This is a genomic window from Desulfurella multipotens, assembly GCF_900101285.1.
In the GTDB taxonomy this organism is placed as follows: domain Bacteria; phylum Campylobacterota_A; class Desulfurellia; order Desulfurellales; family Desulfurellaceae; genus Desulfurella; species Desulfurella acetivorans.
This window is the reverse complement of the sequence record NZ_FMYU01000015.1, coordinates 1-13,290: the sequence shown is the minus strand read 5'-3', so window position 1 is coordinate 13,290 and position 13,290 is coordinate 1. Positions and strand designations below refer to the sequence as shown.

The window sequence follows — 13,290 nt, the reverse complement described above, 5'->3', positions numbered from 1 at the left end:
ATGAACGATATTAAAGGGACACCCACTCAGGGGTTATTTGGCGCAACTCTGGGATTTTTTTTCGGCTTTGCTGCTGTTGCACTTTTTGGACCAACTGCTGCTAAATTTAAAGATATTTTGAACTTAACACCACAGATGGTAGGTCTGCTTGTTGCAATGCCTGCTTTATCTGGATCGCTTCTTAGAATACCATTTTCTGCATGGGTAGATACGACAGGTGGCAGAAAACCGTTTTTGATTTTAATGTTGATTGCTATTATTGGACTATTAGGATTATCAATTGTTATATATATGGTTATGTTTAATAACTTAAGAAGCGGTGTGTATGAGCTTTTATTGTTGTTTGGGTTGCTCAGTGGAAGCGGTATTGCTACCTTTTCTGTTGGAATCAGTCAGGTTTCATACTGGTATCCGCAACAAAAGCAAGGTTTTGCTTTGGGAACTTACGCTGGTGTTGGTAATCTGGCACCTGGCATTTTCTCTTTTTTGTTACCAATAGCTCTACACAAACTGGGTTTATTTAACTCTTATTTAATCTGGCTGGGTTTTTTGGTAATAGGAACAATCTTGTACTATGCAACAGGTAAAAATGCGCCTTATTTTCAATTAAAACAAAAAGGATTGGATGAAAAAAAGGCCATTGAGCAAGCAAAAAGTTTAGGACAAGAACTCTTTCCATCAAAAAGCCTTGTTGAAAGTTTGACTTTGTCTGCTAAAAATTTTAATACATGGTTGCTTGTAATTTTATACTTTACCACATTCGGTGGTTTTGTTGCTTTAACTGCTTGGCTTCCTACATACTGGAAGTCTTATTTTAATTTAAGCCTTGTATATGCTGGGTTATTGACTGCTCTATATTCTATTTTGACTTCTGCTAATCGTATAGCAGGCGGTGTTATTGCAGATAAAATAGGTGGTGCAAATACAGCAATTATTTCACTTGCGCTTATGGGTATTGGTGCTTTAGGTTTATTTTTAGCTAATTCAATAGGTATTGCAATTTTATCAGAAATTGTACTTGCAATAGGCATGGGAGTAAATAATGCAGCCGTATTTAAACTTGTGCCAAAACTCGTAAGCGACGCGGTTGGCGGGGCTGCTGGCTGGGTAGGTGGACTTGGTGCGTTTGGTGGTTTTGTTATACCGCCTATAATGGGGGAATTTGTTGCAGTATATAAAAGCGCTGGTTATGCAAAAGGGTTTATTGTGTTTGTTGTGCTTGCTGTAGTTTCAATTGCTATTGCATATTATTTAAAATTAAAAGCCAAAGCATAAAAAATGAAGACTTTAAAGCTCTTTAGTGTCTTGCTTTTATACCCAGGTGAAGAATTAACAAATTACATTAGCGAATTTAGAGCATTTGCGGTTAAAAATAAGCTGGAATTTTTGATGCCACTTTTAGATTATATGGAAAAAATAGACATATTAGATCAGCAAAAACACTATACTTTTGTTTTTGATTTAACGCCATCTTGCAGTTTGTATTTGCTTGAGCATTTTAAAGATGATAAAACAAAAGGGCAAAAGTTGCTTGATTTTATTGAAAAATACTCTAAGTTAGGCTTAAAACCGCAACAAAATCATACACCTGATTTTTTGCCAATGTATTTAGAGTATCTATCTTTTCTTAAAAAAGAAGAAGTCTTGGAAGAAATTGCACCTTACAAGAGTATTCTGGCAAATATTTATAAAAAGCTACAAGAATTTGAAAGCCCATATCGTGTAATTTTTGAAGTGTTGAGTAAAAAGGAGGTTTTAGATGAACTACCTTAATTATTTTTTGTTTGGCATTTACCCTTATATTGTTTTAGCAATTTTCGTTTTTGGAAGTATTTTTAGATTTGTTTATATGCCCCTTGACTGGAAATCCAGCTCTAGTGAACTTTTAGAGAAAAATCAGCTAAGAGTTGCTAATAATCTTTTTCATATAGGAATACTTGCGCTCTTTTTAGGGCATTTGGGTGGACTATTGACACCACATTTTATTTTTGGTTTATTTGGTTTAACAGATAAAACACATCAAATTATAGAAATATATGCTGGCTCAGTATCTGGCATAATTTGCATAGTAGGTGTGTTTTTGCTAATTATACGAAGATTTTTTAATGATTATATATACTATACATCTACAACGATGGATTTTGTTGTTTTGTTATGGATTTTATTAACAGTTGCTGCAGGACTCATGAGTGTTCCTTATTCTTATCTGTTGGATAAGGATGGCCAATGGCTTGTTAACTTTGCAAATTATGCCCAATCAATTGTCTTATTTAAAGCAAACGCTTCAAGCTATCTAAACGGTATGCCTTTTATTTACAAGTTACATATTTTTATGGGACTTACATTATTTTTACTTTTACCATTTAGTAGGCTTGTACACATATTTAGTGGCTTTAGTATAGTATTTTCTTATCCAAAAAGAGCAATGCAGATAGTAAGAAGATACAGTACTTATTAAATAATTGCTACAACAACCATATAATTTGGTTGTTGTTTTTTTTAAATTTGCTCTACCTTGTATACTCTGCGTCTGAACTTAAAGAATATAAGCATTGAGCTTGCTATCATAATAATAAAACCAACAATTACAATATTTGAGCCGGGATCTTTTGCAACGCTTAGTATAGTTATATAGCTTTCTTTGGCTTGCTCAAAAACAATATTTATTGGGCCAAGATTTGCACTATCACCAAGTTTTATCCACCCAGATGCACTGCCTTGAGGCAATTCCACATACAACAGAGCTATAGGTTTTGAATTGTAATAGCTCAAATTTGCTAGATAAAACTGAGCATTGTCAATAGATACAGGCTTGTGCAAATACAGCTGAACCCTGGAATTGTTTACGTTTAAAATAATAAAACTATCATGTGGGTTTAGCTGGTAGCTTGCTTGATAAAACCATATACCTTTGTGTATAAATGGATGGTTAACTGTTGTACTAAATGGTATTTTTTGAGTTGAATCAATAATGTATCCTGTAGTTTTGTACTCAGATGGTATATCTTTGTTATGATAAAAACTTACAGTAAAATTTTTATTATAAACAGAAAAGGGTAAACTTAAGTAGTTATTTCTTGTTACTACGATATTGCTAGCCTCATTTTGTGGAATTTCCATTATACCACGAAACCCCCAAATAGAGCCTACCAAAGCACCAAAAGCTACAATAAAGATGCCAAGGTGAATACCATATACGGCAAATTTTCTAACTGGATATCTATAAGCTGCGATAAGATCATCTTTTTGTTGAATATAGAGTTTTTTTGATTTAAGTAAATTGATTAAATGTGTTTTTGTATCTTTTCTTTTGCTTTTAAAGATTTTATTTGGTGCTTTTGGGCTAAATAGTGCTTTTGTAGATGGTATCATACTTAGCGTGCAAAGCACTAAATTTATTACAAACAATACAATTAGCAATAAAAACCATTTTGAGTAATAAACATTGTCTAGACCTAAATCTTTTAAAAATTTAACATTACTGGCAATTGTGCCTATCGCACTAAAAAAAGCTATCAAGCTAAGAAGAACAACTGCCAGTGTAAGACTTTTTAAAAAATTATATATTTTGTCAATAAAAATGTTAATTTGATCCATAGCTATGTAAACCTGGCAATACAAAATTTACACCGAGGTATGTAATAAGTACGCTCAAAAAACCAATTACACCCAAATAAGCCAAAAATCTTGCACTCTTTTTTTTTCTTGCAAAGTGCAAATTTATTAAATATACAATCCACGTAATAAAACTCCACGTTTCTTTTGGATCCCAGCTCCAATAGCCACCCCAGGCGTATTTTGCCCATATTGAACCAGTAATAATGCCTATTGTTAGCAGTACAAACCCAAACACAAGCGGTTTTTCAATCCATTCTTTGCTTGTATATGGCTTTAGTATAAAGCTTAAAACAAATAACATTGTTGAAATTAATACCAAAAATACAATCCCTACTACCAAAGGGCTACTATGAGTTATGCTAACAATAACAGCTGTAAACATTAAGCTAAGTATCCCTCCAAACATTATTGAGCCAACAATTTTGTCAATGCGTTTTTGTGATGAGTACAAAACAAATGAGCTTGCTACAAAGTTTATGGCAAATGCAGCATATGCTAAAAATGAAGTTATAACATGTGCAACAAGCCAGTTGCTTTTAAGCGCTGGAATAAGTGGCTCTATATGCTGGCTAAATCCAGCTATAGATAATGCTAGAAGTGTTGCACTTATAACAATTGAACTAAAAAGGACTATAAAACCAGAGGCTTTTTTTATCATCAGTGTTTGCAAAAAACCTAAGCACAGCGTAAAAAAAATAAACGATTCAAATGCATTTGTAACAGGTAGATAATCATAGCCTTTTTGGTAAGTTTCAATGAATCTAAGTGTGAAATATAAAAACTCTACAAAAAACGCTAAAACAAATAAGCTTTTTCCAGCAACATCAAGACTTTTTTTGCCTACAATAAAACTTAAGATTAAAACAAAAGCACTTGCAATATAAACAAAATTAGAAATAGATAAAATATTAGAGTACATTCAAAACCTCTTTAATTTTAATATTAAAAATCGTTTGCACTACTTTCGCCTCAATTTCATTATACAATTTTGAATTAACTTTTCAATGACAAAATTATTGAGAAAAAAATCAAAGCTTAATATTAAGCTTTGATTTTTATTTGGTTGTTTATTCACCCATGCCAACGCCGCCTATCTGATTTGGATCAATTTTGCCATCTTTCATTCGCTGGTTATATATTGCCTGCAGAATCCTGAGACTTTGTTGAAGTTGAAATACACCATGCCAATGTGAATAATCTGGACCTTCCATTACAGCGCCCTGTCGCATCCTTCTGCCCTCATGGTGCCACATGTAATAGTATGTTCTAAATGCAGGATCAGCCCAGGGATCTTTCATCATTAAATGTTTCTTTTCTAAAGTATTAATCATTTCGCTTGCAGCGTGAGAGTACTTATTGTAAAGCTCTATTTGTTTGTCAGCTTGTGCCATGTAATTAGATGCAAATGAAGTAGTATGACAAGATGCGCATACCTGTAACATTTCTTTTCTTGCTTCTTGTGGACCTTTTGGGTTTCCAGCTAAAGGATTACCAGCTGTAAATTTACCTGTTTTCATGTATTCAAAAGCTGCAGTTTCGTAACCACCTGTCCTTTCTTTTGAAATTGGTGCCCATAGGTTCCACTTTAGTCTCATATCAATATTATGTGTTGGTTGCAATCCATTTACACCACTCATGTGACATGTAGCACATGTTGGTGCATTATAGTCATTTCCAGGTATCCATGCACCAGGAGGGCTATCCCAATGCCATTTGTCACCATGCGCTGCAAAAAGGGCACCATGAACTGAATTATCATAGACTTCTATATCGGGGTGGTCAGGGCCTAAATGGCATGTTGCACAAGACGAAGGTTTTCTGGCCTGGGCTATAGAAAATTGATGGTTAAAATGACAGGATGCGCAATTTCCTACACCCCCGTCTGGATAGACATTACCTATACCATGACTTGGCCATGTGCCTTGAGTGGGTTCGTGGTTGGGACCCATTTTAATAATAGAGCCATGACATTGAGCGCAACCTGTAAGTAAAACCGCATCTTTATACTGTGGCATGCCCATATCTTCATGTGCCAATAATGCCTGATCTGGCTTTAGCGCAACTATATGGATAGCTGCTCTTGCGTGACCGCTTTCTTCAAACTCTTTAACTTCGTTTGGGTGGCATTTTGCACAGGTTTTTGGTGATACCATTTTGCTAACATAAATATTTGTGCCCTTTACGCCAGGACAATTTTGATTTGCCATAGGGTTGTCCTTTGAAACACCATGACAATCAATGCAGCTAACTCCAGCATGTGCCATTGAGCTTTTAGACCAATCCTGTACAATTGCAGGTGTTTTTTGTGCGTGACACTCTATACATGTGGCAGCTTCTTTTGTTACACCTTTACCTTTTGACATATTAATTTTTTCACTGTAGGCAATATTAGCATAGCGTAAATTTGAATTGTTTTGCGAAACGATTGGATTTTCAGCTATAATCTGGTTTTGAGATTTATTTGCTTTACTTAAAAACCAGCTTGCACTTCCAACAATAACCAAAAGAAACACTACACCTACAATTACCAATGTTTTTTTCATAAAACCCCCTTAAGACTTAATAAATGCTTTTAAATCTTTGTGTCCAACATTGCTGTGGCAGTCCACACATGATTGAGTAGTTGTTTTTGCAAAATAAGCCCTATGCGCTAAAAATGCTCTTTGATTTTGTAGAGATTCTTCTTTAAGATTGCTGTGGCACTTCAGACAACCGCTATCGTAAACATATTTATTTGGATCTTTTAATTTTTGAGCCCAATTTATTTTTGAAGTATTTGTAAAAGTTTCAAAAAATACATCGTTAAGCCCAGTTTTAGCTTTTGTAAATAAATAATTTGGAAGACTATTGTGGGGTAGATGGCAATCAGTGCACTGAGCTTTAAAGCCAAATTGATTATTTCCGCCATGCACATCTAATGTGTACGATTGAACCATGGGTTGCATTGAATGACACGATGCGCAAAAATTTTCGCCAGCTGTTTTTTCAACTCCAATGTAAGTTGCAAATGATAATAAAACACCAATGACAATACCAATTATAGCTATTACAATAGCTTTTAAAGGCCTGGTTTGATTTTGCATAAATACCTCAAAATTACAATCTTTTAAACAATATGCCATAAATTTGCTATTAAAAAATTGATATATGTCAATTTTTTTTGTATTTTTTTAATTGTGATGTATCAAAAAAGTAAATATGTAATGAATAATCAATTAAAATGTAATTATATAGTATTACAATCAAAAAATAAGTAATATCAGGAGGGGGAAAATGCCTTTAAAGTCACGCACTTATATTTTATTTGCATTTGTTATTATTTTTAACTTAGTAGCATGGGGTGCTTTTTTTTATCTTGTTAAACTAAACCCAATTCTTTCAAGTTTGGGTTTGCTAGCTTATTTTTTTGGTCTAAAGCATGCATTTGATGCAGACCATATAGCAGCTATTGATAATGTAACAAGAAAACTCAGACAGGATAACCAAAAACCAGTGGGTGTTGGTTTGTTTTTTTCTTTAGGGCATTCCACGGTTGTGATTTTGCTGTCTTTTGGTCTAATAATAGCTGCAAGGACAATTCAGACGCATATGGATTTTTTGAAAAACTTCGGAAATATTTTTGGAACTGTAGTTTCAGCGTTGTTTTTAACAATTATTGGGATTTTAAATCTGCTTGTCGTAAAAAGTCTTTATGGTTTATCAAAAGAATACAGAAAAGGCAATATCAAACACGAAGAAATAGATGATTTACTTATTAAACGTGGTCTTATGGGTAGGTTTTTTGGTTTTTTATACAAAAAAATAAACAAAAGCTACCAGATGTATCCTGTTGGATTTTTATTTGGGTTGGGTTTTGATACGGCAACAGAAGTTGCAGTGCTTGGCATTTCTGCAGCTTTAGCAAAAAACTCTCATATGCCAATCTGGAGTATACTTGTATTTCCGTTTTTATTCACAGCAGGCATGAGCCTTATGGATAGTCTTGATGGTCTGGCAATGATGAAAGTCTATGATTGGGCTATGAATGATGTTATAAGAAAGTTGTTTTTTAATATATTTGTAACAGGAGCAAGTGTATTTGTAGCTTTGTTTGTAGGTACTATTGAATGGATTCAGATACTTTCTGCAGAGTTAAATTTAACATCACCTTTTTTTGTATTTGTCCAGAATATCCCTTTTAGTGAATTGGGTTTAAGTATTGTTGGGTTTTTAATATTAAGCTGGGTGTCAGCATACATTTATTACAAGAAAGCGCTTGCAAAGATTAAACTTAATTAGATTTTAAAGGTGATGTTATGAAATATTCTATATTTTTGGGTTTATTGTTTTTGTTAATTTTTTTGCAAAAGACAATGGCTATGGATGTAGTCAGTAATTCTAACGTTAACCTTTATGGTTCAATAAAGCAGTATTTTGTTTGGGGCAATAACAACTTTACACTGCCACCTCCAACTTACCCAGCAAACACTGCATATAATGGTTTAAAAAATGGTAATCAATTAACAGTGTTTCAGACTTACACAGGCACAACAAAGCTTGGTTTAGATGTGAAAAGCGACAAAATTCAAGCAAACATAGAAAGTGATTTTGAATCTGATAATAATACATTGTGGCTTTTAAAAGCGTATTTTAAATACTAAATAAATAATAATTTATCTTTGCTTGTAGGTAATGCAAATATGGTTGGCGAGCTAAATACATATTCAGATAATTATTACGCTATGCCGGGCTTTAACCAGACATGGCCTTTTGGAATGGATCAGATTAGACTTGATGGTAAATTTGAAATTGACAAACTTATACTAAAGCCAACAGTTGCCCTGGAGCAGCTTAACCGTTTCTTTTTAACAGATGACGAAATTAAATCAAAAAATATTTCGACAAAAATGCCGGGTTTTGGTGCAAAACTTGATATAGAATTTCCATTTTTAACTTCAAAAGCAAGGTTTTATTCATTTTTGGAAACACAACAAATCTATATTAATTCAAAATATTCGCATTGGCCTTATGTATACGGCAGTGGAGTAAGTTTGCCAATAAAAAATCTTACGCTTCAATCTGAGTTTGTTTATGGCAAAGGTGCAACAAACTATGTTGGGCTTATTGAATCAGGTGATACTCAAAGCGAAACTGAAGTGCCAAGCTGTTATTCAAGCGCAAATACAGCAAGGCGTTTTAGAGCTTACAACATAGAGGCAAATTATGCTATCAATGATTATTGGGGTTTGTATGGAGGTTTTGATAAACTCAATTTTATGAATGACCTAAATAGCTCAAACCAATCTATACAATCAGCTGACGGCAAGTTTTTAGGCATTAGCTATAACCTGACAAAATCCACTACGCTAAGATTAGAATACGATCTATTTTCTACACAATACTACAATCAATCAAAACATATAACAACGTCCAGAGCAAGACAACTTTTTTTGAGTGCACAATATGATTTTTAGAAATAAATCGTTACTTTTGTACCAATATTTGGCTTACTTTCGACTTTAATTTTTGACTTGTGCAATTCTAAAATTTCTTTAACAAGGCTTAAGCCCAGACCTAAGCCTTCAATTGTTTTTGATCTTGAAGGATCAGCTCGGTAAAATTTATCAAAAATTTTATCGAGCGCTTCTTTTTCTATACCAATTCCACTATCTATTATTTCCACAATTTTTTTAGATGCATCAATATTGATATCTATAATACCAGATTCTTTATTATATTTTATTGAATTATCTATTAGATTTAAAAAAACTTCCGTTATAAGAGTTTCATCTGCCTCTATAAAAAAAGTTTCTCCATTAATTTTTAAATCAATGTTTCTTTTATCCAATTGTTGTTTTGAAAGAAAGATAGATTTTTTGATTATTTCTTTTATGTCGCAAGTTTTCTTTTCTAAAAGTTTTGTATTTTCTATTGAAATTAGTTTTAAAAGTGTATCTATAATATTTTTCATGTGTAGAGCACTATTTTTTATTTGATCTATTGTATTTATATAATCATCTATCTTTCGCTGTTTTCTTAAAGCCATTTCTGTTTCCATAAGTATTACGCTTAAAGGTGTTTTTAATTCATGAGAAACATCTGCTACAAATTGTTTTTGTTTATTAAAAACATTGTCCAATCTTGCAAATGTTTTGTTAAACGCTATTGCTAGTGGTTTTAACTCATTGGCTACATTTTCATCAATATGACTTTTTGATAGGTTTGATTCTGAAAGTTTGCTTATTGTCAGTGATATTTTTTTGAGTGGCTTTAACATGGCATTTACTACGATTAAACCACCAAAAGCACTCAAGATTATTGCCACCACAATAGCTATAGAAAGGATACCAAGGTAGGTTTGAAGTAAGTCAATCTTATCATCAATATCCTGTGCGCACTCAATTGTAAATTGCTTACTGTTTATTTTGAAGTTAAAAGGTACTATACGAACTGGTTCATTTTTAAAATTAACGGTTTTAATTTCTGTCACAATTGGGAGGTTTTCGCCATTCAGCGATGCAGATTTTTCTACAATTTTTGAACCGTGTATAATTTGAAAGTAATGTTTTGAATGTTTTGAATATTCTTTTAATATTTCATCGGAAAACTTAAAATTAATACCTTCGTCTTCGCTAATTAGTGTTGCAATAGCTTTTGCTTTTGTCATTAGAGCGTTATCTATTGATTTTAATACTATGTCTTCAAGGCTAAAGTATAAAAATACACCAAGTATGCCAAAGATTACAAACGATATTGCGCAATAATATACAAATAGCCTAAATTTTATAGAATTCACTCTTTTAAAGCGTATCCCATGCCACGAATTGTATGAATTAGCTTTTTATCAAAATTTCTATCAATTTTATTTCTAATTCTATTTATAAATACATCTATAATATTGCTATCTAAATCAAATTCTTCATTGTATAGATGTTCAATTATGTTTGAGCGACTGACAACTTTATTTTTATTTACAGCCAAATATTCAAGTAGGGCATATTCTTTTGCAGAAAGATCAATTTGTATATTTGCTCTTTTGACAGTTTTTTTTGCTGTATCAATTTCAAGATCATCAATTATTATTATTGGACTTGACGTTGCATACCTGCGCCTTATAATTGCTTTAGTGCGAGACAATAATTCTTCAAAAGAAAATGGTTTTGTAAGATAATCATCCGATCCACTATCCAAACCCAGTACTTTATCTTTTACAGTATCTTTGGCTGTAAGCATAATTATTGGTGTTGAATTGTTTTGTTCTCTTAGTTTTTTTAGAATAGTTATTCCATCGATTACAGGAAGCATAATATCAAGTACTATGCAATCGTATATATTGTTTTGTGCAAAAAAAAGGCCATCTTCACCGTCGTATGCTACATCAACAGCAAAACCTTCTTCTTCAAATCCCTGTTTTATCAAATTAGCCAGAGTTTTTTCATCTTCAACAATTAAAATTCTCATTTTTGCCATAATAACCCATCTTTTTTTATTTTTCAAGAAAAAAAGGGGACAGGTGTCCCCAAAAAACAATTAATCGTTTTCTTCAATGCCTTCTTTTTGAGAGTCTGGCTGGTCTTTTTCAATTTTTAAAATTTTAGCGTTTTTTGCATCAACTTTAACTTCATGGATTTGGTTGTTTGATGCAATTTCTACTCCCCATACTAAATAGCCATCCTCGTTTTCTAACCCTGCTTTAATGACTTGACCTGGTTGTGCCTTTAGTGCACTTGCAACAGCTTGATCGATATTAACACTAGCCAGGTTTGCATAGTTAGCCTCATTGTCTTGAGTAATTTTGATTGAACCATTTAGTTGAGAGCTAGCTGTTGCAATACCTGCTGCAGATGTAGAAAGTAATAAACCTCCAAGAGCCAAAGCCGCTAATTTTTTTGTGTTTTTCATAAACACACCTCCATTTTAAATCTTAAAATACACTATACTTATGCAACATTAACAGAATATGAACGCTAAAAATTTATAAATTTTTGCAAAGCGAAAAAAGTGCTATTCGATTTGTGGCTAGTCATTCTGAGAAAAGCGTAGAATCTCAATGTTAAAAAATGGATCCTGTTAATATAAAAGCACTTTAGCAAAAATCCAATCAAATTATCGCAAATACAGCCAGATAAACGGAAACATTTATAGCAGTAATTATTATTGAATATTTAAAAAAATCAAAAGAAGTGATAGTTTGATTTGTGTGTTTTTCTAAATTTTGGGCAATTATTATATTGCTTGCAGCACCAAGCAAGAAAATATTTCCAGCAATTGAACTTGCAACAGATAAAGCAAGGTATGATTGCCAGCTTAAATGATAAGATGAAAAAACCTGCAAATAAAGCGTTACGAGAGGAACATTTGAAACAAATTGACTGGCGATTGTTGTAAGAGCAAATATGACATATGTTGAGGTTAAGTTAATATGGGAGCTTAAAATGTAATCCTGTAAAATATTTGAATTCCAAAAAGCTTTTATTAAAATAAAAAGTCCAATAAAAAAAACCAGTGTTTTATAATCAACATTCTTTATAATTGTAAATCTTTTTTTATGTAAAAGGACAATTGTAGCAGGTATTAATGAAATATAAATCAAAGGCATATCTTCGATAAAAAAAGCCTTTAAAAAAACTAAAAATACCAAAACAACAATTGCGTAAATTGAAAGCACAGCAAGGTTTTTGTCATTTAATTTTACAATTTTATTTTGGGGATATAGAGTTTTTTGTTCAAAACTAAATTTAGCATACAAAAAAAGTAAAACTAAATTGAGAATTGTTGGCAAAACAAGGTACTTAGAGTACAAAAGAAATGGGTTGGCTGACATATGGCTTACAATTAATATATTTTGTGGGCTTCCTATTGGGCTTGCGCATGCGCCAATTGTTATTGCAAGCATGCTTACAAGGAGTAGTTTTTTTACGTTAACTTGCAAAGTTTTTGCGAATGTAAGAATAATTGGGGCAACAATGGCCGCAATTGTGTCATTCATTAAAAAGGCACTGCTTACAGCGCAAAATAAAATTATAAATAAAAGTAAACTGTCAATATTTTTAATATATTTCAAAGTATAGTTGGTAAAAAACTTTGCAAGGCCACTTTTTTCTATAGATACACCAATACAAAACATACCAAACAAAAAAAATATTACATCAAAATTTATTGAATAAAATGCTACCTTTAGACTGATTTGATTTGTAATGATACAAAGAAATGCAGCAATAATTGCAATTTGCCAGATATGTATAGTAAATTTGCCTATTTTTTTAACTAAACTTAAGGCAAATACACAAATAATTAAAAAAGCTGGTATGTAGTGCAAATTTTACTTATCGTTTTCAATATAATCTTTTACCCATTCAATTTCAACATTTTTTGGTGCTTTTGATTCAACAATTGCCTTTGCCTGTTCTTCATCTATGCAGTACTCACTGATACCAAAAGCCTCGCATGTCAAATGTAATTTATCATTTTCTTTTTTTACTTTCGCAATAACTTTTTCTTTCATTTTTTATGCCTCCATTTTTTGCTTTTAGTATACGCTATATTGTTAAAAATTTCAATATAAATTGTTTTTAAAAAGATTTTTTATTTTTTTATTAAATTCTTCTCTCCCCCCTTGACAAACTGAGTGAATTAGAATATATTACAAAACTGTCGCTTATGACAAGTTCTTTGAAAAGTTCCAGATGAAGA

General features: G+C 32.2%; 15 protein-coding genes. 6 read left to right on the top strand and 9 right to left on the bottom strand.

Annotated features, from left to right (window positions below; all coding sequences use genetic code 11):
• The 3 genes from BLQ93_RS08625 to narI are packed head-to-tail and all read left to right on the top strand — an operon-like array spanning position 1 to position 2,458.
• A complete protein-coding gene (locus BLQ93_RS08625; protein WP_092129658.1) occupies positions 1–1,275 on the top strand; it encodes an MFS transporter in 1,275 nt (424 codons plus the stop codon).
• 3 nt (positions 1,276–1,278) lie between these two features.
• Positions 1,279–1,773: a nitrate reductase molybdenum cofactor assembly chaperone gene (gene narJ, locus BLQ93_RS08620; RefSeq protein WP_092129656.1), complete on the top strand. Its 495-nt coding sequence runs from the start codon at positions 1,279–1,281 to the stop codon at positions 1,771–1,773.
• Positions 1,760–2,458 (top strand): respiratory nitrate reductase subunit gamma, encoded by a 699-nt coding sequence (narI, locus tag BLQ93_RS08615; protein WP_092129654.1) that lies wholly within the window; start codon positions 1,760–1,762, stop codon positions 2,456–2,458. The genes narJ and narI overlap by 14 nt, the downstream gene beginning before the upstream one ends.
• Positions 2,459–2,499: 41 nt before the next feature.
• On the opposite strand, the gene BLQ93_RS08610 is transcribed toward narI, so the two are convergent.
• The 4 genes from BLQ93_RS08610 to BLQ93_RS08595 form a co-directional block, all read right to left on the bottom strand.
• Entirely contained in the window at positions 2,500–3,597 is a 1,098-nt protein-coding gene (locus tag BLQ93_RS08610) for a cytochrome c biogenesis ResB family protein (protein ID WP_092129652.1), read from the bottom strand.
• Positions 3,584–4,537: a c-type cytochrome biogenesis protein CcsB gene (gene ccsB, locus BLQ93_RS08605; RefSeq protein ID WP_092129650.1), complete on the bottom strand. Its 954-nt coding sequence runs from the start codon at positions 4,535–4,537 to the stop codon at positions 3,584–3,586. Before ccsB ends, BLQ93_RS08610 begins: the two co-directional genes overlap by 14 nt.
• A 148-nt stretch (positions 4,538–4,685) precedes the next feature.
• The gene (locus BLQ93_RS08600; protein WP_216818771.1) at positions 4,686–6,161 is read right to left on the bottom strand and encodes a multiheme c-type cytochrome; all 1,476 of its coding nucleotides are present in this window, start codon (positions 6,159–6,161) and stop codon (positions 4,686–4,688) included.
• A gap of 9 nt (positions 6,162–6,170) precedes the next feature.
• Entirely contained in the window at positions 6,171–6,740 is a 570-nt protein-coding gene (locus tag BLQ93_RS08595; protein ID WP_216818770.1) for a cytochrome c3 family protein, read from the bottom strand.
• Positions 6,741–6,891: 151 nt separating this feature from the next.
• Between BLQ93_RS08595 and BLQ93_RS08590 the strand changes: the two genes are divergently transcribed.
• Genes BLQ93_RS08590 through BLQ93_RS08580 form a run of 3 tightly spaced genes read left to right on the top strand, consistent with a single transcriptional unit; the run spans position 6,892 to position 9,071 of the window.
• The gene (locus tag BLQ93_RS08590; protein WP_092129646.1) at positions 6,892–7,896 is read left to right on the top strand and encodes a HoxN/HupN/NixA family nickel/cobalt transporter; all 1,005 of its coding nucleotides are present in this window, start codon (positions 6,892–6,894) and stop codon (positions 7,894–7,896) included.
• Positions 7,897–7,913: 17 nt separating this feature from the next.
• Positions 7,914–8,258 (top strand): hypothetical protein, encoded by a 345-nt coding sequence (locus tag BLQ93_RS08585; RefSeq protein WP_092129644.1) that lies wholly within the window; start codon positions 7,914–7,916, stop codon positions 8,256–8,258.
• Positions 8,259–8,276: 18 nt separating this feature from the next.
• Positions 8,277–9,071 (top strand): hypothetical protein, encoded by a 795-nt coding sequence (locus BLQ93_RS08580; protein WP_143338726.1) that lies wholly within the window; start codon positions 8,277–8,279, stop codon positions 9,069–9,071.
• On the opposite strand, the gene BLQ93_RS08575 is transcribed toward BLQ93_RS08580, so the two are convergent.
• The 5 genes from BLQ93_RS08575 to BLQ93_RS08555 all read right to left on the bottom strand — a co-directional run bounded on the left by BLQ93_RS08575 (position 9,068) and on the right by BLQ93_RS08555 (position 13,102).
• Entirely contained in the window at positions 9,068–10,393 is a 1,326-nt protein-coding gene (locus BLQ93_RS08575; RefSeq protein WP_092129640.1) for a sensor histidine kinase, read from the bottom strand. The two genes, BLQ93_RS08580 and BLQ93_RS08575, sit on opposite strands and share 4 nt — an antisense overlap.
• Complete coding sequence (locus BLQ93_RS08570) at positions 10,390–11,058, bottom strand: response regulator transcription factor (protein WP_025392316.1); 669 nt, start codon at positions 11,056–11,058, stop codon at positions 10,390–10,392. Before BLQ93_RS08570 ends, BLQ93_RS08575 begins: the two co-directional genes overlap by 4 nt.
• A gap of 69 nt (positions 11,059–11,127) precedes the next feature.
• Positions 11,128–11,499: a PepSY domain-containing protein gene (locus BLQ93_RS08565; protein WP_092129638.1), complete on the bottom strand. Its 372-nt coding sequence runs from the start codon at positions 11,497–11,499 to the stop codon at positions 11,128–11,130.
• A 199-nt stretch (positions 11,500–11,698) separates the two neighbouring features.
• Positions 11,699–12,916 (bottom strand): ArsB/NhaD family transporter, encoded by a 1,218-nt coding sequence (locus BLQ93_RS08560; protein WP_092129636.1) that lies wholly within the window; start codon positions 12,914–12,916, stop codon positions 11,699–11,701.
• A gap of 3 nt (positions 12,917–12,919) precedes the next feature.
• Complete coding sequence (locus tag BLQ93_RS08555; RefSeq protein WP_092129634.1) at positions 12,920–13,102, bottom strand: hypothetical protein; 183 nt, start codon at positions 13,100–13,102, stop codon at positions 12,920–12,922.
• Positions 13,103–13,290: the final 188 nt, after the last annotated feature.